Here is a 22,823-nt window from a genome sequence, read left to right as displayed (position 1 = left end):
TTAATTTTTTAAATAGGAATTATTAATATAATCTTTTAAAGTATTTAAAAACTCAGGAACATCTAGAAGAAATGAATCATGCCCTTTATCTGACTCAATTTCAACAAAGGCAACATCAGCACCTATGGCATTTAAAGCTATAACAATTTCTTTATTTTCAGAAGTTGGGTAAAGCCAGTCAGAAGTGAATGATATCAAAAGAAATTTAGTTTTAGTTTTTTCAAAGGCTTTTGATAAATTTCCATTATATTCTTTGGTTAAATCAAAATAATCCATAGCCCTTGTAATATATAAATAACTATTTGCATCAAACCTATCTACAAACACACTTCCTTGGTACCTTAAATAACTTTCTATCTGGAAATCTGCATCAAAACTAAATTTTAAATCATCTCTTTCTTGTAATTTTCTTCCAAACTTTTCTTGTAAGCCATTTTTAGATAAATAGGTTATATGAGCAGCCATTCTTGCAACAGATAAGCCTTTATCAGGGTTTTTATTTTGATTTGCATAGCTTCCATCCAACCAATTTGCGTCAGCCATTATGGACTGTCTACCAAGTTCATTAAAAGCAATATTTTGTGCTGAATGACTTGAAGTACATGCAATTGGAATTGCTATTTTTGCTTTACTAGGAAAATTACTTACAAATTGAAGAACTTGCATGCCACCCATAGATCCACCCATGACTGCAAATAATTTTTCAATTTTTAAAAATTCTAAAAGGTTATGCTGTGCATTTACCATATCGTTTATTGTAATAACGGGGAAGGTGGTTCCATAAATTTTATTTGTTTCAGAGTTAGTATTACTAGGACCAAAAGAACCTAAACACCCACCAATTACATTTGCACAAATTACAAAATACTTATCTGTATTAATAGCTTTATCTGGGCCTACAGCATAAGACCACCAACCATCTTTTTTAGTTATTGGGTTTATTCCAGACACAAACTGATCACCAGTTAAGGCATGAAAGACCAAAATTGCATTATCTTTTTTCTCATTAAGAGAACCATATGTTTCATAGGCTAAAGGAAAATTGTTAATAGTCTGGCCACAATCTAACTTTAATGGTTTGTCAATTATTAAACTTTTTATGTTTATATTTTTATTCATAAATAATAACTAAAATTGAATTGTGAGAGAAAAAAACATATTTAGCGGTTTTTTTTAAGCGCTCGCAATTCAGTTAAATCAGCGCACTTTTTTTGTACTAGATAGTATTTCTTATGTCAAATATTTTAAAAAATGACTTATTCTGTATGAAAGTTTAATATTTTATTTATAAGATTAATAAAATGACAGTTCCAAAGTTTAAAAAATTTAGAATAGAAGCTTATAAACCAGGAAAATCTAAAATTGGTAAAGCTCGAAATATTATAAAATTATCGGCCAATGAGTCAGCATTAGGAGTTAGTCCGAAAGTAAAAAGACTTTTAAATAACAAAAATCTGATTTTATCTAAATACCCAGACAGTAAAGCGCAAGTTTTAAGAAAAGAAATTTCAAATAAGTTTAATTGTGATTTTAATAAAATTATATGTGGCGCAGGGTCAGATGAGATTATTCAGATGATTTGTCAGCTATATTTGAAATCATCAGATGAGGTGATTGTACCTCAATATAGCTTTCTAATGTACAGAATTTATGCGCAAATTGTTGGAGCAAAAGTTATTTTTTCAAAAGAAAAAAACTTTAAGGTTTCAGTAGCAGAGATAATTAAAAGAGTTACAAAAAAAACAAAAATAGTTTTTATTGCTAACCCAAATAATCCAACTGGTACTTATTTAAATAAATTAGAATTATTAGAACTAAGAAAAAAATTAAAAAAAAATATTCTATTAGTTATGGATGATGCATATTTTGAGTATATGAAAAACAAAGATTATAAATCAAGTTTAGATCTATTTAAAAATAAAGACAATGTAGTTGTAATAAGAACTTTTTCAAAAATTTATGGGTTAGCTTCTTTGAGGGTTGGTTGGGGTTATGGTTCAAAAAAAATTATTAATGCAATGAATATAATTAAACCACCATTTAATGTAAATCAACTAGCACAAATTTCAGCAACAGAAGCTTTAAAAGATAGAAATTTTATTAACCAATCTGTGAAGCATAATATTATGGAAGCAAATAAAGTTAAAAACATCCTAGAAAAACTAAACATTTTTTCAAATGAGGTGACGGCTAACTTTTTATTACTAAATTTTGATAAATGTAAATTTTCAGCTAATTATGTTTTTAATAAACTACAATCAAAAGGAATTATATTAAGATCAACAGAAGACGGGTACAATATTAAAAACAAATTAAGATTAACAATTGGATCTAAAATAGAGAATGCAAAATTTATAAAAGAAATTAAGGTTATATTTAATTAATTATGAAAAATATTTTAATTATAGGCTGTGGTTTAATTGGTTCTTCGTTATTAAGGTCAATAGCTGATAAAAAAATAGCTAAAAAAATATTTATTTATGAAAAATCAAAATCAAATGTTTTAAAAATTAAAAAATTAAAACTGCCATGTGAAGTTACAAATGACTTAAAAAAAATTATCCCAAATTTAGATTTGATAATATTTTGTACACCGTTAGGGGAGTATGAAAAAATAATTTTAAAAATAAATAAACACCTACTACCCAAAACAATCATCACAGATGTTGGGTCATCTAAAGAAAAATCTATGGAATTAATTAAAAGAAGATTAAAAAAAGGAATTTTTTGGACATCCAGTCATCCTATCGCTGGATCAGAAGTTAGCGGCCCTGAACATGGCCTAAAAAACTTGTTTCTTAATAAATGGTGCATATTAATAAAAGAAAAAAATACCAATCGAAAACACCTCTCGATACTGACTAAGTTTTGGAAAAAAATAGGCTCTAGAGTTGCAATTATGGACTCAAAAAAACATGACACTGTTTTTTCTATGACAAGTCATTTACCTCACTTAATTGCATATAACTTAGTTAAAACAGCAACAGATTTTGAAAAACAACAAAGATATGAACTAATTAAATTTAGCGCAGGTGGTTTGAGAGATTTTTCAAGAATTGCTGCATCTAATGAAATTATGTGGAGAGATATATTTTTTAATAATCAAAAAAATATTTCAAAAGTTATTGATTTATTTATTAAAAATTTACGTGCATTTAAAAGAGATATTCAATCTAAAAATAATAAATCTATTATTAAGAAATTAGTTGATACTAAAAAAGTTAGAAAAAAAATAATTAAATTGAAACAAGATATCAATAAGCCAGATTTTGGTAGAAGTTAATATTTTATAGAGGATACTTTTTTTACTATTAGTTTTGCCGTCCTTTCAATTCTTTTTATTGTCTCTGTTATAGACATCATTAGAACCTTTTTTTTTGGACCATATGCATGAATTAATTTTTTAGAATTAATACATATAGCAACATGACCTTTCCAAAATATAATATCACCTTTTTTAAATATTTTTCTTTTAGCATTTTTTATTGAGTATTTTATTTGGTCTTTGGTATCTCTAGGATAAAATTTATTATTATAATAATATAATAATTGTAAAATAGCTGAGCAATCTATTCCTTTATAAGTTCTACCACCCCAGAAATATTTAACTTTTAAAAATAATTTTAATACTTTTAAATAATCTTTTTCAATGTGACTAATTTTTTTTATATCAATTTTTTTTATCCATTTATTTTTTTCGAATTCTATAAACTTTTTATTTTCTTGAATTATTGAAATTCTTGAAGCAAAAGGTAAGAAATATTTTGTCTTATTATTTAATTTATTAAAAATATTAGATTTTAAAGTAAACACTTTATGAGTTGGTTTATAATTATTTGTATAATTCTTGTTTTTTATGTAACCAATATAATTATCAAATGACACTTTTATTTTTACCCAATTTTTATTTTTAGATAAAATTTTAAATTTTTCACCATATAAAATTTGAGAGGTAACTTCAGAAACTTCTGAGGGTTTCTTATAAATATTTGATAATGGTTTTTTGTAAAAATGATTATTATTCACGGAGTTTTAATTTATCTTTAATAAACCACAAGCAAATCAAAGAAGGGATTACCATAATAGCTGTAAAGATAAAAAATACCCCCCAATCACCATTTAACCAATCTACTAAAGCTCCAGATGATGATGCAAGTGTAGTTCTGCCCGCTGTTCCTATAGAAGCTAGTAGCGCATATTGAGTTGCAGTATAGGTTCTGTCCACGAGTAAGGAAATAAATGCCACAAATGCGACTGTTGCAAAAGCGGCTGCGATATCATCAAATATGACTGCTACAGCAAATAATAGCTCAGATTTATCACTCCATGCTAGAACGGTAAATAATAAGTTTGTTGCAGCCATTAATATCCCCGCAAGAAATATTGCTTTTAAAACTCCAGATCTAATTACAAAAAGCCCACCTAATAATGTAAAGATAACTGTAGTTATCCATCCTAAAGTTTTTGAGTAAATTGCAATATCGCCTTTGGAGAATCCTATTTCTTTATAAAAAACTATAGACATACGTCCAAGAAAGGCTTCACCAATCTTAAATAAAAAAATAAAGCTTAAAATCCCAACGGCAACTGAAAATCCATTTTTCTTAAAGAAACTTAATATAGGACCACCTAATGTACTGCTTATCGAGGCCATAAAACTAGTTATAATATTTTTTGATCCAAGCTTACTTTCTATAAGTTTATCAGTTTCCTTTTGCTTTAGTTGTCTATCACTAGAAAAGGGCTCATGAACAAACATTAAGCCTACATTCATTAAAATTACCACAACTCCTAAAATTAAAAATGTAATTTGCCAGTAATTGGTAACACCAATATTCTCCAAATATTCTGCTGTAAATAAAGCGATTACACCACCCAATTTATACCCACTCCACCACCCAACAACCGCCATAGCAGCACCAGCTGCCATTGATTTGCTTTCATGCTCACCTATTTGTTCAATTCTTAAAGCATCGACAGTAATGTCTTGCGTAGCTGAGGCTATAGCAATAATTAAACCAACTGTAATTAATAGTGCTAAATTTTCGGTGGGATTAATAAAACTCCAAGTAACAAGACAACTTAAAATTGTAATTTGCATTAAAACTATCCAACCTCTTCTATGGCCAAGTTTTTTGGTTAGGTATGGTATTTGAAGCCTATCAATAAGAGGTGCCCATAAATAATTAAAAGCATAAACAGCAAATATTAATCCTGCCCAACCAATTGTCGATCTACTTAAACCATCTTCTTTAAGCCACAGACTTAAACTACTTCCAATCAAAACCCATGGAAAACCAGATATTGCACCTAATAATAATATTCTAAGCATTCTTTTGTCAAGGTAGACAGAAAAGGTTTCAGAGAGAGATTGTTTTTTTATTTCAATCATAATTAGTTTCTCCAAAAAGAAGGCAGAAACAAAACAAGTATAGCAAATAATTCCAATCTACCCAATATCATTCCAAGACTCAAAATCCACTTAGACATCTCTGGTAAACTAGAAAAATTACCACTAGGGCCAATTGTAGAGCCTAATCCTGGTCCAACATTTGAAATTGAAGTTGCAGCGCCAGAAATCGAAGTAACAAAATCCAAACCACTTAAAGATAATAATGCAGTTATTACAAAAAATATAACCAAGTAAAGAAAAATGAAAGAAATGATCGAAGCCATAAATTTATCATCCACACTATTTTTGTCATATTTAATTATAAACACTCCTCTGGGGTAAATAATTTTTTTTAATTGATTAACAATAAATAAATACAAAATTTGAATTCTAAAAATTTTAATTCCACAGGTTGTTGAACCAGCACATCCACCAATGAACATTAGAGTTAAAAAGAAAATTAATGGAAAATTTCCCCATCCATCAAATTCCCCTGTGACGTATCCAGTTCCAGTTAAAATAGAAATAACATTAAAAAAAATTGCTCTTATATTAATTTGAGAAAAATCTTTATTTTGAAAAAGTGAATAAATAAAAAGTAAAATAATTGAAAAAAAGATTATCTTAATAAATGATCTAATCTGAACATCTGAAATAAATATTCTCTTATTACCGTTTAAAAATTTTATATAAGCAATAAAAGGTAAACTACCCAATATGATAAAAACCATTGATGATATTTCAATAGATGGACTGTTAAAATATCCTATGGACTCGTTATAATTTGAAAACCCACCTGTGGCTATTGTAGTCATGGAGTGTGTTATGCTGTCAAAAATATTCATACCAAAAATTTTATAAGTAACAGCACAAAGTGCTGTTAACGTTAAGTAGACATAAATTAATCTAAGAGATATTTCTTTAGATTTTGGTAATAATTTTTCAGAAGAGTCGTTGCTTGAAATTTTAAATAACTGCATTCCACCAACATTCATTATTGGCATTAGAGTTATTGCCATTACAATAATACCAATTCCACCTAACCATTGAAGCATAGCCCTCCATAAAAGTATTGATCTAGGGGAATCTTCTAAGCTTGAAATAATTGTAGATCCAGTAGTGGTAATACCAGACATACTTTCAAAAAAAGAATCTGTAATAGATAATTCAAGAGCAGAAAAAATAAAAGGTAAAGAGCCAAATATTGCAATACTTAACCATGACAGAGCCGTTAACAAGAAAGCTTGTTGTAAATTTAATTTTTTATTATGGTTTAAATTTGTTAAAAAAAACAAAACACCAAATATTATTGAAATTATTGAAGCTCCTATAAAAGAAGAATCCATTTCTGAATAAATAAGCTGGGTTAAAATTGGAATCATCATGGAAATTCCAAGAATGATTTGCAAAATACCCAAGGTAAAAAAAACAGTTTTATAATTAGACATTTTGAAAGAACATTATTTTATGGTAAATAAATTTCAACTCTATAAGAGTTAATAATAACAGCAAATATAAGATATTTCTTATTAAACAAAGTGATTGAAAAAGACAATTTAGATAAAACTAACGCATGGCCCTTTGTGGAGGCTAAAAAAATGTTGCGTGAAAGAAAATCCTTTATTGAAAAAAAAGGTAAAATTATTTTACAAACTGGTTATGGTCCTAGTGGATTGCCTCATATAGGTACTTTTGGTGAGGTTGCTAGAACATCAATGATGGTTAATGCCCTAAAACAGCTTACCGATATACCAACGGAAATTATAACCTTTTCAGATGATATGGATGGTTTTAGAAAAGTTCCTGAGAATGTTCCTAATCAAGAATTACTAAAAAAAAATCTTCATAGACCTTTATCTCAAGTGCCCGATCCATTCAAAAAATTTTCAAGTTTTGGTGAGCACAATAATGAAATGCTTAAAGATTTTTTAGATAAATTTAACTTTGAATATAATTTTAAAAGTTCTTCAGTTCTTTATAAGAGTGGTCTTTTTAATCCTACTTTGCAGATAATTTTAGAAAATTACCAAGGTATTATGGATATAATTCTTCCAACACTTGGTAAGGAAAGACAAAAAACTTATAGTCCCTTTTTACCCATATGTCCAGATACTGGAAAGGTTTTAGAAATTCCTATTTTAGAAATCTTAAAAGAAAAATCTAAAATTATTTTTGATAATAATGGAAAAAAACTTGAAACAAGTATTTTAGACGGACACTGTAAATTACAGTGGAAAGTGGATTGGGCTATGAGGTGGTATGCGCTTGATATAGACTTTGAAATGTATGGAAAAGATTTAATAGAAAGTGCAATATTATCCTCAAGAATTGTTAAGTTAATTGGAAAAACAAACCCATCAGGTTTTGCTTATGAACTTTTTTTAGATGAAAAAGGGGAAAAAATTTCCAAGTCAAAAGGTAATGGGATCACTATTGATCAATGGTTGGAGTATGCATCTCCAGAAAGTCTTTCACTGTATATGTATCAAAATCCTAAAAGAGCAAAAAAATTATATAAAGAAATAGTTCCAAAAACGGTTGATGAATATTTAGATTTTATGAAAAAAGCAAAAAACCAAAATGAATTACAGCTATTAATGAACCCAGTCTGGCATGTTCATAATGGAGTAATTCCACAAGAAGATACTATTATGAGTTTTTCAATGCTTTTAAATTTAGTAGAGGCAAGTAATGCAAATTCTAAGGAATTACTCTGGAAATTTGTAAAAAAATACAAAAAAGATATTTCAGAAAAAGATCATCTAATTTTTGATAATTTGATAGGCTACGCTATTAAATATTTTAACGATGTAATCAAGCTACAGAAAAAATATAAAAAACCAGATTCAAACGAAAAAATGGCATTAGAGGCCTTAGTTAAGACTCTTGATGATTGTAGCGATGAAATGTTGCCTGAAGATATTCAAACGTTAATTTATTCAACTGGAAAAGAAAACGGGTACTCTGAAAATCTACGTGATTGGTTTAAATTAATTTACGAAGTTGTGTTTGGAGATGAAAATGGTCCAAGAATGGGTTTTTTTATAAGCTTCTTTGGAGTTAAAGAAACTAAAAAATTGATAATAGAAAAAATAAAATAATGTTTTCAAAATTTAGATCACTAATTTTTAAAATTGATCCTGAAATTGCTCATAATTTAGCAATTAAGTCTTTAAAATTAAATTTGACACCAAATTTAATGGATGAAGATAAAGATGATTCAATGTTTAAATCCACTTTGTTTGGTAAAGAAATAGATAACCCAATTGGAATGGCTGCTGGATTTGACAAAAACGCTGAAGTTTATAACTCTTTATTTAAACTTGGATTTGGGTTTGTTGAAGTAGGGACGGTCACTCCGCTTAAACAATATGGAAATTCAAAACCAAGAGTATTTAGACTAGTTGAAGACCAAGCACTTATAAATAGATTGGGGTTTAATAATTTAGGAGCTGAAAATGTAAGCAATAGAATTCGATCTAATTTAAATAAGGGTTTATTGGGAATTAATATAGGTCCCAATAAAGATAGCAATGATAGGCTAAATGATTATTTAATTGGCCTCAGAACCTTTCATGATATTGCGGATTATATAACAATTAATATTTCCTCACCTAATACAGAAAATTTAAGAAGCTTCCATGATGAAGGAAAATTTAATGAATTAATGAATTCAATTCAAGAAGAAAAAATTAAACTTAAATCTGAAATACCAATTGTTGTAAAAATTTCTCCAGATATTTCAGAGGAACAAATTGAATGGGTAAGTAAAATATTGTTAGATCATAAAGTAAGTGCGGTAATTGTTTCAAATACAACTGCAGGAAACAGAGAAAAATTAAATGATATATTGAAGCATCAAAAAGGTGGTTTATCAGGGAAACCTCTCGAAGAGGAGGCTAATAAGTTAATAAGCAAATTTTATAAATTATTAAAAGGTAAAATTGAAATTATTGGAGTAGGTGGTGTGGACTCAGGTGAAAGTGCGCATAGAAAATTTTTGGCTGGAGCAAGCTATGTCCAATTATATACTGGCATGGTTTTTCAAGGCCCAAATATTGTAGGAAAGATAAAAAAAGAGCTTAAAGAAATATTAATAGCCGATGAGATTAAGAATTTTAAAGAAATAATAGGCAAGAAACAGTCTAATTAAGGCTAATAAACTTGACGAGATCATCAACTCATCTTATATAGTCACTAAATATTATGTCTAAAAAATGCGAATTAACAGGTAAAATACCTATGAAAGGTCACAATGTTAGTCATGCTAACAATAAGACTAATAGAAGGTTTTTACCAAATTTGAAAAAAACTAAATTTACAAGTGAACTTTTAAAAAGAAGTTTGACTTTGACCGTAAGTAACGCAGGCATGAGATGTGTTGATAAAAAAGGTACTTTTGATCAATTTTTAAAGACAGCAAAAAATAAAAACATATCACCAAGGTTAAAAAAATTAAAAAAAAGCATATTAATTAAGTCACCATTTATAAAAAAAGCACCCAAAGTATCTCCTAGCAAATCAGCTTAATGAAAAAGTTTTTTATACTACTCTCATTTATAATGGGAGTTGTTGTTTTAACTTCAAATTATTTAGTACAATTTCCGATCAACCATTATGGTTTGGAAGAAATATTAACTTATGGAGCTTTTAGTTATCCAGTTGCATTTTTAATTACAGATTTAGCAAATAGATTTTATGGCAAGGTTGTAGCTAGAAAAATTGTTTATGTTGGTTTTATTATAGGGATTGTATTTACTCTTTTCTTTTCAACAAATTTTGCAGACTTAATTTCAGTCAGAATTGCTATAGGTTCAGGCACAGCATTTATGGTTGCGCAGTTGCTGGATGTTCAAATTTTTGACTATTTAAGAAAAAAGAAATGGTTTGTTGCTCCATTAACTTCATCGTTAATTGGGTCTACTGTTGATACATTTTTATTCTTCTCTATCTCATTTTACGCAACTGGAATACCATGGGTTACTTTATCTCTAGGTGACTTAGCGGTTAAAATATTTGTTGCTTTAGCAATGTTAATTCCATTCAGATTATTATTGGGAACTCTTAAAGCTTCAAAAGCTTAGTATAAAAATTTGTACGATAAAATTTTATAAGCAAGTTTTGCTACAAGAAAATTGTAAGAATTAAAACCTTTTATAGGTGAAAGTTCATTTATATCTGCACCAACAATATTAGAGTTCTTAGCAGCTATCCGTATAATATTTAAAGTTTCATCCCATAATAGTCCACCTGGTTCAGGTGTACCTGTTGCGGGCATTATACTTGAATCTAAACCATCAACATCAAATGTTAAATAAACTGTTTTATTCTTTATCATTTTTTTAAATTTTTTTAAGTCCCATTTACTTTTGTCTTTTGCCCAAAAGATATTAATTCTAGATGAGTTTTTTTTTAAGAATGGTATTTCACTTTGAGATATATTTCTGATCCCAAATGAGATTATTGAAACATTTTTATGATCAAGACATCTCCTAATAGCTGAAGCATGAGAAAATTTTTCTCCATTATAACTCTCCCTTAAATCTGCATGTGCATCAAAATGTAGTAGGCATATTTCTTTGTGTTTTTTTACAAATGGAGCAATACACCCGGGTGTTATTGAGTGTTCCCCACCAAAAGTGATTGGAAATAATTTTTTATCTAATATTTCTTGATTTATATCAGACATCTTTTTAAGAGCTTTTTTAATGTCTTTATCAATTTTAAATGGTTTTAAAGTTTTAATTCCAATTTTTTTGTAGGGTTCACAATGTAATTCTTCATCATATAATTCAACTTGATGTGATGCTTTGATAATTTCTTTAGGGCCATTACGAGTGCCGCCACCATAACTTACAGTTTTTTCTAAACCAAATGGAACAACTACTACTTTTTCTTTAAAATTAACATCATTGTCAATTCCTAGAAACCCGTTTTTATTAGAAAGATATTTCAATTTTATTTAAATATTTTTGAGAAGTTTTTTCTCGTTCTATTTTTCCAGTCACCTTTATGATAAGCATCACTTGCAATCAAAGGAAGGACACTAGTTGCTTCTGCAAAAACCATTTGTTCTTTTGCAATATCTACTTTGCCCCAAGAACTTGCTTCTTTTAATGTGGAGCTACTACAAGCACCATCCCTAGAATCTGCCACTGTAATTTGCACTGCATACTTATGCATCTCAACCTCTTTTCCTAAAAGTTCAGCACAGATAACAGTATCTTGAACAAAATTTTTTGGTACTCCTCCACCAATCATAAATAAGCCAGATCCTTTCGATTGAATCTTTATTTCAGTTAATTCACGAAGTTCTCTAATAGAATCTATCGTAATATGGTTTTTAGGATTATTTTCTTGGTGAGTGACCAATCCAAAACCAGCACTTGAGTCTGTAAATGCGGGACAAAAAATGGGAACATTATTGTCGTATGCTGTTTCGATTAAAGAATCTTTTTTTTTAGAATTTTTCTTTAAATATTTTCCCATTTCATAAATAAATTCTCTTGATGTATAACTCCTTGGATCAAGTGTATCTGCTATTTCACATATTTTTTGATCACATTCCTGTAACTCTTCTTCATCAATATATGTATCATAAATCCTATCTATATAATTTTTTCTTAATTCAGTGTCATCTTGAAACTGTGAACCTTGGTAATGTTTAAAGCCTAAAGCTTCAAAAAAATCCATATCAACTATTGAAGCTCCTGTAGCAATAATTGCATCAACCATATTATATTTAACTAAATCTTTATAAATATTCATACATCCTGCGGCAGAAGTTGATCCAGCAAGTGTTAAAAAAATTGTGCAATTCTTATCTTGAATCATTTCATTAAAAATATTGGCTGCATTTGCTGTTTCTCTTGAAACAAAGGACATTTTTTCCATTGAGGAAATTATTTTCCTTGCATCAAACGAAGTAATATCGATGTGTTCAACTGGATTTTGTAAGAAGCTTTTTTTGCTATTATGAGTTAAATTTTTGTTTTCTGACATTAAGCAACTAATATACCTTTATTGCTCTCTTTACCATATAACGTCATTATAGGTTCGTCTTCTACTTCATAAATTTCATTAGAATAAAAACCATTAAATTGAGTTCTGAAAGTTAGACCGTAGGCCCCAAGTTGACCTAGCTCAATATAATCATTTTCCTTAATATTATTTGGAAGTAGAAATGGTCCTTTCATATAGTCCATGCTATCACAAGTAGGGCCATAAAAATCAAAAGCAGTTAGTTTTTTTGATATTGCTTTTCCACTTTTAATCAAACGAGAAGGATAAACTATGTTTGGTGTACCTGCATCAAAAAGAGTTCCATATGTCCCATCATTTATATAAAGTTTTTGTTTTTTTCTAAGATTTACTCTTACAATTGATGATCCACTTTCTGCAACTAATGCTCTTCCAGGCTCACATAATATTTCAGGAAGTTTTTCCAACTTTAAATTTGACAAACCTTTTTTTATTTCTTCAAAATAATTATCCAAAGATTGAGGTACAAGATCTGGATAAATTGCAGGAAATCCTCCTCCAATATTAATATAATCTGGAATAATTTTAGTTTTTTTTATTATACTTCCAATGTCTGCAATCCCTTTTGTATATGAAATAGGATGCATGCATTGAGATCCCACATGGAAACTTAAACCTACTTTTTTTGCATATTGCTTTGTTAATCTCAATAAAGCAGTTGCCTCAGATATGGACGCCCCAAATTTTGTTGATAAATCTATTTCAGCGTGCTCATTTGAAACGGCTACTCTTACAAATAATTCAAGGTCTTTTGCCTCGTTAGTTGTTTCAATAATTTTTATTAATTCATCTTTAGTATCAAGGGAAAAAGCTTTAACATTATAATTAAAATAAGCTTCTTTAATACTTTCTCTACTTTTGACTGTATGCATATATGAACATTTTGCATTAGGATTAATTGCTCTTATATCTTTAATTTCTTGAATAGAGGCTATATCAAAGTTCTCAATCCCACTTTCAACTATTGTTTTTAGTACTTCAGGATGTGGGTTAGTTTTTACTGCATAAAGCACTTTACCAGGAAATTTATTTCTAAAATATGTAGAAGCTGACTGTATAGATTTTTTTCTAATACAATAAATAGGTTTTTCCGGTTTTAGTTGATTTATAAGTTCATCAACTGTTTTAAATTTTTGCATTTTATATGTCCTCAAAAAAAATTTAATAAAAAAAAGTTCTTAAATACTTAAAAACTTTCATATAAATTATGCAATTAAGGTAATAGTTAATTAATGTAAAGCAAATAATTGGCATTGAAATTATCAAATTAAGCACCATATCTACTGCATGGTTGAACTAGTTAATTTAAAAAAAATAAGTGATTTTGATAACAAATCCTTGTTAATTGTTGATGATGATAATCCTTTCAGAGACAGGCTTGCTAGAGCAATGGAAAAAAAAGGATTTGAAGTTTTTCAAGCTGAAAGTGTACAAAAAGGTATTCAATCGGTAATAGAGAAAAAACCAGGTTTTGCCGTAGTTGATCTTAGACTGGCTGACGGAAATGGGCTTGAGGTAGTAAAACAGATACAAATTTCTAATCCTAGTAGTAGAATTATTATGTTAACTGGTTATGGCAATATACCAACGGCCGTAGCAGCAATTAAAGAGGGCGCTATTGATTACCTTGCAAAGCCAGCAGATGCTGATGACGTTGAAAAAGCACTATTAGCAGACCCTGAGAAGAGAGCTGAACCACCAGAAAACCCCATGTCAGCAGATAGAGTTAAGTGGGAGCACATTCATAGAGTTTTTGAATTATGTAATAGAAATGTTTCTGAGACAGCTAGAAGGCTTAAAATGCATAGAAGAACTTTACAAAGAATTCTATCTAAAAGATCACCTAAATAAACTTTCTAAAATTAATAATCTTTTTAGCCAATATAGTTAATAGACAAATTTTAAATAATTCAGCTAATAAAAAAGGTGTAACACCCAATTCAAGTATTGGTTTATCCCATCCAATTAAAGTTCCAAGCCAAAGAACTCCAAATAAGTAGATTGTTGAAACGGAAAATATCAATTTACTGAAAATTATAAAAATATTATTTTTTAAATTTAGGTACCCTGCAAAAAATACAGCAGATAAAAAGCCAATTAAGTAACCCATTGTTGGACCAGTAAAGTAAACTAAACCTACACCTTTTTCGGGTGAATTAGAAAATACTGGTATTCCGATAATTCCTTCAAGAAGATAAATACTTACTGTTGCAAATCCTATTTTGTAACCAAAAGCTAACCCTAAAAAAAGAACAACAAAGGTCTGCATTGTCATTGGCACAGGGTAAAAGGGTATCTTTAATTTAGCAGAAATAGTTAAGGCCATTGTTCCTAAAAAAATTAGTACGAATGTTTTTAAAACTTTTTGCATGGAATTAGTTTTTAGTAGATCCATAGCGATAAATTTACTATTTATTTTTATAATAATCTAGTTTTTTATTAGTCTAAGAAAAACATCTTCTAAATCACCATCATCAGTAGATATATCTATAATTTTGACATTATTTCTCTTAATTAGATCAATTAATTCTTCCATGTGAATTTTACTTTTTTCATAAGACACACAAATTTCAGTATCTAATTTTGATATTACTTTTAAAGAATCTATGTCTTCATCTTTAATATCAATTATTTTATCCGTTTTAAAAGTTACTTTTTTTGTTTGAATTCTATCTAGTAGATTTTTAGTACTATCTAAAACGACTACATTTCCTTTATTGAGAATAGCTATTCGGTCACACATCTCTTCAGCTTCTTCAAGATAATGTGTTGTTAAAATAATAGTTACACCGAGATCGTTAAGCAATCTTACATTTTTCCATAAATTCTGTCTTAGTTCCACATCAACACCAGCGGTAGGTTCGTCCAAAAAAACTATTGGAGGCTGATGAACTAAAGCTTTAGCCACCAGTAATCTTCTTTTCATTCCACCAGATAAACTTCTAGCGTAGCTATTAGCTTGCTTTTCTAAAGATACTAATTTTAGAATAGTATCTGTAATTCTGTCTTTTTGTTTAATTCCATAAAGACCAGCCTGCAATTCCAATAATTTTCTTGGGCTAAAAAATGGATCAAGATTTACTTCTTGTGGAACTATTCCAACGGCAGCTCTAACTTGTCTAGGATTTTCATCTAAGTCAAAACCCCATACATTTACTTGTCCTGCAGTTTTTATTACGGTTCCAGCTAAAATATTTATAAATGTTGTTTTGCCGGCACCATTAGGACCAAGAAGACCAAAAATTTCCCCTTCTTTCACGTCCAAGTTTAAATCATTTAATGCAAGATTATCTCCAGTCTGTTTACTAGAGTAAATTTTTTTTAGGTTTTTAACAGAAAGTATATTTTTTTGCTCCATATGCATTAATACATTTATAATATTTAAAATAATTAAGATAATATTATTTAATGGATAAAATAAAAAAAAATGATCATTTTTATTTAATAGATGGTTCAGGCTATATCTTTAGAGCCTATTACGCATTACCCCCTCTAACCAGAAAGAGTGACGGTCTACCCGTAGGTGCAGTTAGTGGTTTTTGCAGCATGCTATTTAAATTACTAGAAGATTCAAAATCAAATGAAAATCTTCAAAAACCAACACACTTTGCAGTAATCTTTGATGCGGCTAGAAAAACTTTTAGAAACGAAATTTATTCTGATTACAAAGCAAATAGATCTGAAGCTCCTGATGATTTGGCACCACAGTTTGAATATATAAGAAAATCTGTAGTCGCTTTTAATTTACCATCTGTCGATCTTCCAAATTACGAAGCAGATGATTTAATAGCAACCTATGCAGAACAAATTTTATCAAAGGGAGCAAAGGTAACAATAGTTTCATCTGATAAAGATTTGATGCAATTATATAAAAAAGATGTTCGTTTATTTGATCCAATGAAAAATAAATTTATAACGCCAGAAGATATATTAACTAAATTTGGAGTAGGTCCAGAAAAAGTTATTGATGTCCAATCTTTAGCTGGAGATAGTAGTGATAATGTTCCTGGAGTTCCGGGCATAGGTGTTAAGACTGCGGCAGAACTTATTAATAAATACGGTACTCTAGAAAAGTTGTTAGATAACGCACATGAAATAAAACAAAATAAAAGAAGAGAAACACTTATAGAAAATAAAGACAAAGCAATTATTAGTAAAAAATTAGTGACACTAATGAAGGATGTTCCAGTTGAAAAAAAAATAGAAGAATTTCAACTAAAAGAAATTGATAAGGATAAGTTGTATAAATTTTTAAGAGAAATGGAATTTAATAGACTTCTTAGTTCTGTTACCTCGACATATGGAGCGCCCGAATTGGAAGAAACTGCAACAGACATAGCACCCAAGGAAAAACAACAAAACATAAATAAAAAAAATTATCATTTAATTGCTAATGAAAAAGAAATAGATGAGTGGATTAATGAAGCAGAAGAGGCTGGTGAACTGGCAATTGATACTGAAACTAGCTCTTTAGACGCACATCAAGCAGATTTAATTGGCATCTCATTAAGCACTAAGATTGGTAAGGCATGTTACATTCCAATAGGCCATAAATTTAAAGGATGCTTAAAAAAAGAAGCTGTAATTAAAAAATTAAAACCACTTTTAGAGGACAAGAGTGTAAAAAAAATAGGTCAAAATATTAAATTTGATTTTATTGTTTTATTTAAACAAGGAATAAACATGAATTCAATGGAAGACACAATGTTGATGTCTTATGTATTGGATGCTGGAAAAAATAGACATAACATGGATACCTTGTCTGAGATTCACCTACAGCATAAAACAATTTCATTTAAAGAAATTGTTGGTACGGGAAAAAAAGAAATAAATTTTAGTGATGTAGAGCTGGATAAGGCAATGGAGTATGCTGCTGAAGACGCTGACATTACCTACAGGTTATACAAAATATTTAGTAAAAATTTAAAATTAGAAAAATTAACTAATATTTATTCAATTTTTGAAAAACCTTTAATTAAGATATTAGCGTTCATGGAAATTGAAGGTATAAAAATTGATAATAAATTTTTAAAAGTATTGTCTGAAAAATTTGAGAAAAAGATTAATAAATTAGAAAAAGAAGTTTTTAAAATTTCAAAAAAAAAATTTAATATTGCTTCACCAAAACAATTAGGTGAAATAATTTATAACGACCTAAAGATTGCTGTACTTAAAAAAACCAGAAAAGGGAGCTTTGCTACAAATGCAAGTGTGCTTGAGGACTTAGCATTCAAAGGACATAAATTTCCTCAATTAATTCTCGATTGGCGACAAGTATCTAAGCTTAAAAATACTTATTCAGATGCTCTACCCGAACACATTAACCCAAACACTAAAAGAGTTCATACTTCATTCCTATTAGCAGCCACAACAACAGGAAGACTTGCTTCTAGTAATCCTAATTTGCAAAATATTCCAATAAAATCAGAAGATGGTAAAGACATAAGAAAAGCATTCACGGCTGAAAAAGGTTTCACATTAATTTCTGCTGATTACAATCAAATTGAAATGAGAATCTTGGCAGATCTAGCAGATGTTAAGGAATTAAAAAAAGCATTTAAAAATAACGAAGATATTCACTCACTAACGGCAAGTCAAGTATTTGATGTTGATATAAAAAAAGTTGACCAAGATATGAGACGAAAAGCAAAAGCAATTAACTTTGGTATTATTTATGGAATTTCTCAATATGGACTAGCGAAACAAATCAATGTTTCAAATCACGAAGCGGATGAATTTTTAAACGCTTACTTTTCAAGGTTTCCTGAAATAAAAATTTATATGGACGATACTATTAAATTTTGTAGAAAAAGTGGCTATGTAAATAATATTTTTGGACGCAGGTCTCATTTTAATGGAATTAATGATAAAAATTTTAATGTAAGAAATTTTCAAGAAAGAGCATCAATAAATGCACCCATTCAAGGTTCTGCTTCAGAAATAATGAGACTTGCAATGATTAGACTTGATAAAAAATTTGAAAGTTTAAAAAATAATAAATCAAAAACATTATTACAAATACATGATGAGTTAATTTTTGAAGTTCCAGAAAAAGAAGTGAAAACTATAACTAAAATTATTCGTGAGGAAATGACCAGTGTTACAGAAAGTGATTTACATTCATTTTCAACTCCACTAACGGTAGACATTAATAAAGGGAATAATTGGGGAATACTTCACTAATTTAAGAGCATTGCCTAAATTAGAACAATTTAGTATTTTTAAAGTACTTTATGCATAAACAAACAATAGCACTGATTGATGATGATAGAAATATACTTACAAGCATAAGTATTGCACTTGAAAAAGAAGGTTTTAAAGTTCAAACTTATATTGATGGAGAGAGTGCATTAATAGGATTAACTAGAACACCACCTGATCTAGCAGTCATTGATATCAAAATGCCAAAAATGGATGGTGAAGAGCTTTTAAAAAGATTAAGAAAAAAAACATCTCTCCCTGTAATTTTTTTAACATCAAAAGATGATGAAATAGATGAGCTATTAGGATTAAAATTAGGTGCAGATGATTTTATGAAAAAATCAGGAGGATTCTCCATAAAAGTTTTAATTGAGAGAATTAGAGTTCAGCTTAGAAAAAAAGATATCAATGTTAACCTTGAAGAAACAAAAAATATTATTTCTCATGGTAAACTTAAACTTGACCCCTCACAACTTGAGTGTGAGTGGGATGGTAAACAGTTACCAGACAAGCTAACCACTACAGAATTTTTAATAGTTAAAGAGTTAGCTAAAAGGCCAGGGATAATTAAAGAAAGAGCTCAGTTAATGGACATTGCTTATAGGGAAGACACCGATATTGAAGATAGAACTATAGATAGCCATGTTAAGAGGATTAGAAAAAAATTTAAAAGGGTCGATCCTGAATTTACTGCAATAGAAACAAGATATGGCAGTGGATATAGGTGGAATGTTAGTTAATGTTCAGTGATTTCCTTAAAAGTATATCTATCTTACAAAAATTTTTATTTATCAATTTATTAATTTTTTTAATCATTGGTAGCTTAACCCTTTTATATATTAGTAATGTTAAGCCTAATTTAATAAAAAATAAAAAAAATAAACATATTCAAATAATAGATAATACTATCGAACATATTTTGAGGTTGAATATTAAATTTGAAGAAGAGGATATTAGAAGGTTTTTATTTTCAACAAGATTTTTATTTCAAAATTTAGACAGAGTTATTTTATTTGATAACCAACTTAATTTAGTTGGAGACACCGATACACTGGATTTAGATCCAAGATCTTTCTCCAATAGACTAGATATAGTGCAGTTAGAAACTTTAAATGAAGAAACAAGGAATAAGGTAATTGAAAGAAAAAATATAAATAAAGAAAAAACTGTTTCCTTAAAAGATATTTTGACAAATTATTCATGGTCAAAAGACTATGGAAGGGCATTTACTTTTGCGCAAGAGGGATATGATAAATTTTTATTAACAACTGTAAAAAATGTAAAACTAGACGGAAATAATATTGGTTATTTAGCAATATCTGAAAATGCCAATGATATTAGAGCTGCAATTAATGAAAGAAAAACTTTTATTTTAAGAACTGCAATCTTTATTGGAATAGTAATCTTTGTATTTTCTTTTGTTTTAAATAGATATTTTCTTAAACCCATAAAAAATTTAGTTGAATATACAAAAACAATCAAAGAAAAGAGCAGAAAAAAAATAAATATAAACGAACTTAAAAGCAGAAATGATGAACTAGGCACATTATCAAATTCACTAGATGATATGACAAGCGAACTTCAAAAAAGAATTTCTCATGCTGAAAACTTTTCAACAGATTTAGTTCATGAAATTAGAAATCCATTAACATCGTTAAAAAGTGCTTCTGAAATATTGCATGAAACAGCAGATCATCAACAAAGAACCAAGTTAATTGATATTCTTAATCATGATGTCCAAAGAATTGAAAGGCTAATTACAGATTATTCTCAAATGCTAAAAGATGAAGTTGCCCTAAGCAAGGAAAAAATGAAAAAAATTGATCTAAAATTAATTGCAAAGTCTGTAGTTGATGATTTTAATAATATTTACGAAGTAAAAAGAGGTATTCAAATAATTTTGAAAGATTCAAGTAATCAAGAAGAGTATTTTATTAATGGAATAGAAAATAGAATAGAACAAATCATTGCAAATTTATTAGATAATTCAATTTCATTTAGTGATGATAGTAAAAAAATCCTAGTTGTGGTCTCAAAAAATGAGAAAGAAAAAATAATTTTAAAAATTATAGATGAAGGAAAAGGTTTTAAGGAAACAAGCACAAAAAAGATATTTGATAGATTCTATAGTAATAGGCCTGATAATTTTGGTGAGCATTCTGGTTTAGGGTTAAATATTGTAAAAAACTTAGTAGACCTACATGGTGCTACTATTTATGCTTCTAATAACATTACACAAAAGGGTGCAAATGTGGAGATTACATTCCCAGAAGTCTAATCATAAGTTGATTAATTAATTTTTTCTTATATAAAACCGAGCAATGGATGATTTTAAAGTTAAAGATATATCGCTAGCAGAATTTGGAAGAAAAGAAATTTCCATAGCAGAAAGTGAAATGCCCGGACTAATGGCGTTAAGAGAAGAGTATGAAGGTAAACTACCTTTAAAAGGAGCAAAAATATTAGGATGCCTTCATATGACAATCCAAACGGCAGTTTTAATTGAAACTCTAGTAAATCTTGGGGCAGAAGTGAGATGGTCGTCTTGTAATATTTTTTCAACACAGGATCATGCGGCAGCAGCAATAGCTAAAGTGGGAATACCTGTTTTTGCCTGGAAAGGTGAAACTGAAGAGGAAGCCATATGGTGCATAAGACAAACAATTGAAGGAAAAAAAGATTGGAAAGCAAATATGCTATTAGATGATGGCGGTGATTTAACTGCAATGATGCATAGCGATTATAAAGATTTATTAAAAGAAATAAAAGGTGTTTCAGAAGAAACAACAACAGGAATTAAAGCATTAAACAAAATGGAAAAAGATGGATCTTTAATGATTCCGGCAATTAATGTTAACGACTCAGTTACAAAATCAAAATTTGACAACCTCTATGGTTGTAGAGAAAGTTTGGTAGATGGAATTAGAAGAGCTACAGATGTCATGATGTCAGGGAAAGTTGCAATTGTTGCAGGTTTTGGTGATGTTGGCAAAGGTAGTGCCGCATCTTTAAGGCAAAGTGGTGCAAGAGTTATGGTTACAGAAGCAGACCCGATTTGCGCACTTCAAGCAGCAATGGAAGGCTATGAAGTAGTTTTAATGGATGAGGCTATAAGCAAAGCAGATATCGTTGTTACAGCTACAGGTAACATAGATATTGTCACCGCAGATCATATGAGAGATATGAAAGATAGAGCAATATTATGCAATATTGGTCATTTTGATAACGAGATCCAGGTAGAAGCTCTAAAAAATTATAAGTGGACAGAAGTTAAACCAGAAGTTGATGAGATAGAATTAGTTGATGGAAAGAGAATTATTCTTTTAGCAAAAGGTAGACTGGTTAACCTAGGATGTGCAACAGGACACCCAAGCTTTGTAATGAGTGCATCATTTACAAATCAAGTAATGGCACAAATAGAACTTTGGGATAACCATAAAAATTATGAAAATAAAGTTTATGTTTTACCAAAATTTTTAGATGAAAAAGTAGCGATGCTTCATTTAAAAAAAGTTGGTGCAAAACTTACAAAATTATCAAAAGACCAAGCTGACTACATAAGCGTTGAAACAGAAGGTCCATTCAAGCCCGATGCATATCGCTACTAATAGCGAAATAATAGATATCTCTTTAGAGGTTAAGACAGCTGAACTAGCAAAAAATTTTTCAAAAATACTAAAAAAAGGTGATGTAGTTTTTTTCCATGGTGAAATTGGAGTTGGAAAGACAACGTTTGTAAGACATTTAGTAAACCATCTTCAAACAAATAATAATCTAAACCCAACAGAAGTTACAAGTCCCACTTTTAACCTAGTAAATGAATATGATGTGGGAATTTTTGTAATCCAACATTATGATTTATATAGATTAAAAAGTAGTGATGAGACAAAAAATATTGGATTATTAGAAAATCAAAAAGAAATCATAACATTTATTGAATGGCCTGAAAAAATTGATAATAAAATCAATAATAAAATTGATCTATTCTTTGAATATGGAGAAGATATGAACAAAAGATTTTTATCTATTAGAGGTTTAGGTAATGAAAAATTAAATGAAATCAATTAAATCAACATTAAAAAAAATTAAGGGTGATGCATCTTTTAGATCTTTTTATAGGAAAACAAATAATAAAAAAAATTCAATTATTGTGTATGCCACAAAAGAAAAAAAAAAAATCTCTTAATAT

22 protein-coding genes are annotated in these 22,823 nt (G+C 28.9%); 13 read left to right on the top strand and 9 right to left on the bottom strand.

Annotated features, from left to right (window positions below; genetic code table 11):
* Positions 1 to 1,119 (bottom strand): homoserine O-acetyltransferase MetX, encoded by a 1,119-nt coding sequence (metX, locus tag ABXT65_RS06230; protein ID WP_415323135.1) that lies wholly within the window; start codon positions 1,117 to 1,119, stop codon positions 1 to 3.
* A gap of 182 nt (positions 1,120 to 1,301) precedes the next feature.
* Here metX and hisC point away from each other — a divergent pair, with 182 nt between their 5' ends.
* Positions 1,302 to 2,384 (top strand): histidinol-phosphate transaminase, encoded by a 1,083-nt coding sequence (gene hisC, locus ABXT65_RS06225; protein WP_415323133.1) that lies wholly within the window; start codon positions 1,302 to 1,304, stop codon positions 2,382 to 2,384.
* 2 nt (positions 2,385 to 2,386) lie between these two features.
* Entirely contained in the window at positions 2,387 to 3,283 is an 897-nt protein-coding gene (locus tag ABXT65_RS06220) for a prephenate dehydrogenase (RefSeq protein ID WP_415323131.1), read from the top strand.
* Here ABXT65_RS06220 and ABXT65_RS06215 read toward each other — a convergent pair.
* From ABXT65_RS06215 to ABXT65_RS06205, 3 genes are read right to left on the bottom strand one after another with little or no spacing between them, the layout of a single operon-like run.
* Entirely contained in the window at positions 3,280 to 4,026 is a 747-nt protein-coding gene (locus ABXT65_RS06215) for an NlpC/P60 family protein (protein ID WP_415323129.1), read from the bottom strand. The genes ABXT65_RS06220 and ABXT65_RS06215 overlap by 4 nt on opposite strands.
* Entirely contained in the window at positions 4,019 to 5,392 is a 1,374-nt protein-coding gene (locus ABXT65_RS06210) for an AmpG family muropeptide MFS transporter (RefSeq protein ID WP_415323127.1), read from the bottom strand. Before ABXT65_RS06210 ends, ABXT65_RS06215 begins: the two co-directional genes overlap by 8 nt.
* 2 nt (positions 5,393 to 5,394) lie before the next feature.
* A complete protein-coding gene (locus tag ABXT65_RS06205) occupies positions 5,395 to 6,840 on the bottom strand; it encodes a TrkH family potassium uptake protein (RefSeq protein WP_415323125.1) in 1,446 nt (481 codons plus the stop codon).
* Between the two features lie 90 nt (positions 6,841 to 6,930).
* Here ABXT65_RS06205 and ABXT65_RS06200 point away from each other — a divergent pair, with 90 nt between their 5' ends.
* Genes ABXT65_RS06200 through ABXT65_RS06185 form a run of 4 tightly spaced genes read left to right on the top strand, consistent with a single transcriptional unit; the run spans position 6,931 to position 10,476 of the window.
* Positions 6,931 to 8,493: a lysine--tRNA ligase gene (locus tag ABXT65_RS06200; RefSeq protein WP_415323124.1), complete on the top strand. Its 1,563-nt coding sequence runs from the start codon at positions 6,931 to 6,933 to the stop codon at positions 8,491 to 8,493.
* Complete coding sequence (locus ABXT65_RS06195) at positions 8,493 to 9,545, top strand: quinone-dependent dihydroorotate dehydrogenase (protein WP_415323122.1); 1,053 nt, start codon at positions 8,493 to 8,495, stop codon at positions 9,543 to 9,545. Before ABXT65_RS06200 ends, ABXT65_RS06195 begins: the two co-directional genes overlap by 1 nt.
* Positions 9,546 to 9,598: 53 nt before the next feature.
* A complete protein-coding gene (rpmB, locus tag ABXT65_RS06190) occupies positions 9,599 to 9,922 on the top strand; it encodes a 50S ribosomal protein L28 (RefSeq protein WP_415303823.1) in 324 nt (107 codons plus the stop codon).
* Positions 9,922 to 10,476, top strand: coding sequence for a queuosine precursor transporter (locus ABXT65_RS06185; RefSeq protein WP_415323120.1), 555 nt, complete (start codon positions 9,922 to 9,924; stop codon positions 10,474 to 10,476). The genes rpmB and ABXT65_RS06185 overlap by 1 nt, the downstream gene beginning before the upstream one ends.
* On the opposite strand, the gene speB is transcribed toward ABXT65_RS06185, so the two are convergent.
* The 3 genes from speB to ABXT65_RS06170 are packed head-to-tail and all read right to left on the bottom strand — an operon-like array spanning position 10,473 to position 13,572.
* A complete protein-coding gene (gene speB, locus ABXT65_RS06180; RefSeq protein ID WP_415323118.1) occupies positions 10,473 to 11,348 on the bottom strand; it encodes an agmatinase in 876 nt (291 codons plus the stop codon). The genes ABXT65_RS06185 and speB overlap by 4 nt on opposite strands.
* Before the next feature lie 2 nt (positions 11,349 to 11,350).
* Positions 11,351 to 12,394, bottom strand: coding sequence for a 1,9-bis(guanidino)-5-aza-nonane synthase (locus ABXT65_RS06175; protein ID WP_415323117.1), 1,044 nt, complete (start codon positions 12,392 to 12,394; stop codon positions 11,351 to 11,353).
* The gene (locus ABXT65_RS06170; RefSeq protein ID WP_415323115.1) at positions 12,394 to 13,572 is read right to left on the bottom strand and encodes a type III PLP-dependent enzyme; all 1,179 of its coding nucleotides are present in this window, start codon (positions 13,570 to 13,572) and stop codon (positions 12,394 to 12,396) included. The genes ABXT65_RS06175 and ABXT65_RS06170 overlap by 1 nt, the downstream gene beginning before the upstream one ends.
* Positions 13,573 to 13,720: 148 nt before the next feature.
* On the opposite strand from ABXT65_RS06170, the gene ABXT65_RS06165 reads away from it, so the two are divergent.
* Complete coding sequence (locus ABXT65_RS06165; RefSeq protein ID WP_415323113.1) at positions 13,721 to 14,284, top strand: ActR/PrrA/RegA family redox response regulator transcription factor; 564 nt, start codon at positions 13,721 to 13,723, stop codon at positions 14,282 to 14,284.
* On the opposite strand, the gene ABXT65_RS06160 is transcribed toward ABXT65_RS06165, so the two are convergent.
* Together ABXT65_RS06160 and ABXT65_RS06155 are read right to left on the bottom strand one after the other, a co-directional pair.
* Positions 14,277 to 14,828 (bottom strand): biotin transporter BioY, encoded by a 552-nt coding sequence (locus tag ABXT65_RS06160; protein WP_415323111.1) that lies wholly within the window; start codon positions 14,826 to 14,828, stop codon positions 14,277 to 14,279. The genes ABXT65_RS06165 and ABXT65_RS06160 overlap by 8 nt on opposite strands.
* Before the next feature lie 33 nt (positions 14,829 to 14,861).
* Positions 14,862 to 15,791, bottom strand: a complete 930-nt coding sequence (locus tag ABXT65_RS06155) for an ABC transporter ATP-binding protein (protein ID WP_415323109.1) — start codon at positions 15,789 to 15,791, stop codon at positions 14,862 to 14,864.
* A 50-nt stretch (positions 15,792 to 15,841) separates the two neighbouring features.
* Between ABXT65_RS06155 and polA the strand changes: the two genes are divergently transcribed.
* The 6 genes from polA to ABXT65_RS06125 are packed head-to-tail and all read left to right on the top strand — an operon-like array spanning position 15,842 to position 22,820.
* Positions 15,842 to 18,616 (top strand): DNA polymerase I, encoded by a 2,775-nt coding sequence (gene polA, locus ABXT65_RS06150; RefSeq protein WP_415323107.1) that lies wholly within the window; start codon positions 15,842 to 15,844, stop codon positions 18,614 to 18,616.
* A gap of 50 nt (positions 18,617 to 18,666) precedes the next feature.
* On the top strand, positions 18,667 to 19,374 hold the full coding sequence (locus tag ABXT65_RS06145) for a response regulator transcription factor (RefSeq protein WP_415323106.1): 708 nt from the start codon (positions 18,667 to 18,669) through the stop codon (positions 19,372 to 19,374).
* On the top strand, positions 19,374 to 20,912 hold the full coding sequence (locus ABXT65_RS06140; protein WP_415323104.1) for an ATP-binding protein: 1,539 nt from the start codon (positions 19,374 to 19,376) through the stop codon (positions 20,910 to 20,912). Before ABXT65_RS06145 ends, ABXT65_RS06140 begins: the two co-directional genes overlap by 1 nt.
* 43 nt (positions 20,913 to 20,955) lie before the next feature.
* The gene (gene ahcY, locus ABXT65_RS06135; RefSeq protein WP_415323102.1) at positions 20,956 to 22,242 is read left to right on the top strand and encodes an adenosylhomocysteinase; all 1,287 of its coding nucleotides are present in this window, start codon (positions 20,956 to 20,958) and stop codon (positions 22,240 to 22,242) included.
* The gene (tsaE, locus tag ABXT65_RS06130; protein WP_415323100.1) at positions 22,226 to 22,702 is read left to right on the top strand and encodes a tRNA (adenosine(37)-N6)-threonylcarbamoyltransferase complex ATPase subunit type 1 TsaE; all 477 of its coding nucleotides are present in this window, start codon (positions 22,226 to 22,228) and stop codon (positions 22,700 to 22,702) included. Before ahcY ends, tsaE begins: the two co-directional genes overlap by 17 nt.
* On the top strand, positions 22,689 to 22,820 hold the full coding sequence (locus ABXT65_RS06125) for a hypothetical protein (protein WP_415323098.1): 132 nt from the start codon (positions 22,689 to 22,691) through the stop codon (positions 22,818 to 22,820). Before tsaE ends, ABXT65_RS06125 begins: the two co-directional genes overlap by 14 nt.
* Positions 22,821 to 22,823 lie beyond the last annotated feature (3 nt).

Source organism: Candidatus Pelagibacter sp. Uisw_127, assembly GCF_047722515.1.
In the GTDB taxonomy this organism is placed as follows: domain Bacteria; phylum Pseudomonadota; class Alphaproteobacteria; order Pelagibacterales; family Pelagibacteraceae; genus Pelagibacter.
Note: the sequence above shows the minus strand (reverse complement) of the source record. Positions and strands in the feature narration are given on the sequence as shown.

What these genes read in the sequence shown, in the direction of transcription:
- metX (WP_415323135.1), bottom strand. Translation starts at nt 1,119, where the DNA reads ATGAATAAAAATATAAACATAAAAAGTTTAATAATTGACAAACCATTA.
- hisC (WP_415323133.1), top strand. Translation starts at nt 1,302, where the DNA reads ATGACAGTTCCAAAGTTTAAAAAATTTAGAATAGAAGCTTATAAACCA.
- ABXT65_RS06220 (WP_415323131.1), top strand. Translation starts at nt 2,387, where the DNA reads ATGAAAAATATTTTAATTATAGGCTGTGGTTTAATTGGTTCTTCGTTA.
- ABXT65_RS06210 (WP_415323127.1), bottom strand. Translation starts at nt 5,392, where the DNA reads ATGATTGAAATAAAAAAACAATCTCTCTCTGAAACCTTTTCTGTCTAC.
- ABXT65_RS06205 (WP_415323125.1), bottom strand. Translation starts at nt 6,840, where the DNA reads ATGTCTAATTATAAAACTGTTTTTTTTACCTTGGGTATTTTGCAAATC.
- ABXT65_RS06195 (WP_415323122.1), top strand. Translation starts at nt 8,493, where the DNA reads ATGTTTTCAAAATTTAGATCACTAATTTTTAAAATTGATCCTGAAATT.
- rpmB (WP_415303823.1), top strand. Translation starts at nt 9,599, where the DNA reads ATGTCTAAAAAATGCGAATTAACAGGTAAAATACCTATGAAAGGTCAC.
- ABXT65_RS06185 (WP_415323120.1), top strand. Translation starts at nt 9,922, where the DNA reads ATGAAAAAGTTTTTTATACTACTCTCATTTATAATGGGAGTTGTTGTT.
- ABXT65_RS06175 (WP_415323117.1), bottom strand. Translation starts at nt 12,394, where the DNA reads ATGTCAGAAAACAAAAATTTAACTCATAATAGCAAAAAAAGCTTCTTA.
- ABXT65_RS06170 (WP_415323115.1), bottom strand. Translation starts at nt 13,572, where the DNA reads ATGCAAAAATTTAAAACAGTTGATGAACTTATAAATCAACTAAAACCG.
- ABXT65_RS06165 (WP_415323113.1), top strand. Translation starts at nt 13,721, where the DNA reads ATGGTTGAACTAGTTAATTTAAAAAAAATAAGTGATTTTGATAACAAA.
- ABXT65_RS06160 (WP_415323111.1), bottom strand. Translation starts at nt 14,828, where the DNA reads ATGGATCTACTAAAAACTAATTCCATGCAAAAAGTTTTAAAAACATTC.
- ABXT65_RS06155 (WP_415323109.1), bottom strand. Translation starts at nt 15,791, where the DNA reads ATGGAGCAAAAAAATATACTTTCTGTTAAAAACCTAAAAAAAATTTAC.
- polA (WP_415323107.1), top strand. Translation starts at nt 15,842, where the DNA reads ATGGATAAAATAAAAAAAAATGATCATTTTTATTTAATAGATGGTTCA.
- ABXT65_RS06145 (WP_415323106.1), top strand. Translation starts at nt 18,667, where the DNA reads ATGCATAAACAAACAATAGCACTGATTGATGATGATAGAAATATACTT.
- ABXT65_RS06140 (WP_415323104.1), top strand. Translation starts at nt 19,374, where the DNA reads ATGTTCAGTGATTTCCTTAAAAGTATATCTATCTTACAAAAATTTTTA.
- ahcY (WP_415323102.1), top strand. Translation starts at nt 20,956, where the DNA reads ATGGATGATTTTAAAGTTAAAGATATATCGCTAGCAGAATTTGGAAGA.
- tsaE (WP_415323100.1), top strand. Translation starts at nt 22,226, where the DNA reads ATGCATATCGCTACTAATAGCGAAATAATAGATATCTCTTTAGAGGTT.
- ABXT65_RS06125 (WP_415323098.1), top strand. Translation starts at nt 22,689, where the DNA reads ATGAAATCAATTAAATCAACATTAAAAAAAATTAAGGGTGATGCATCT.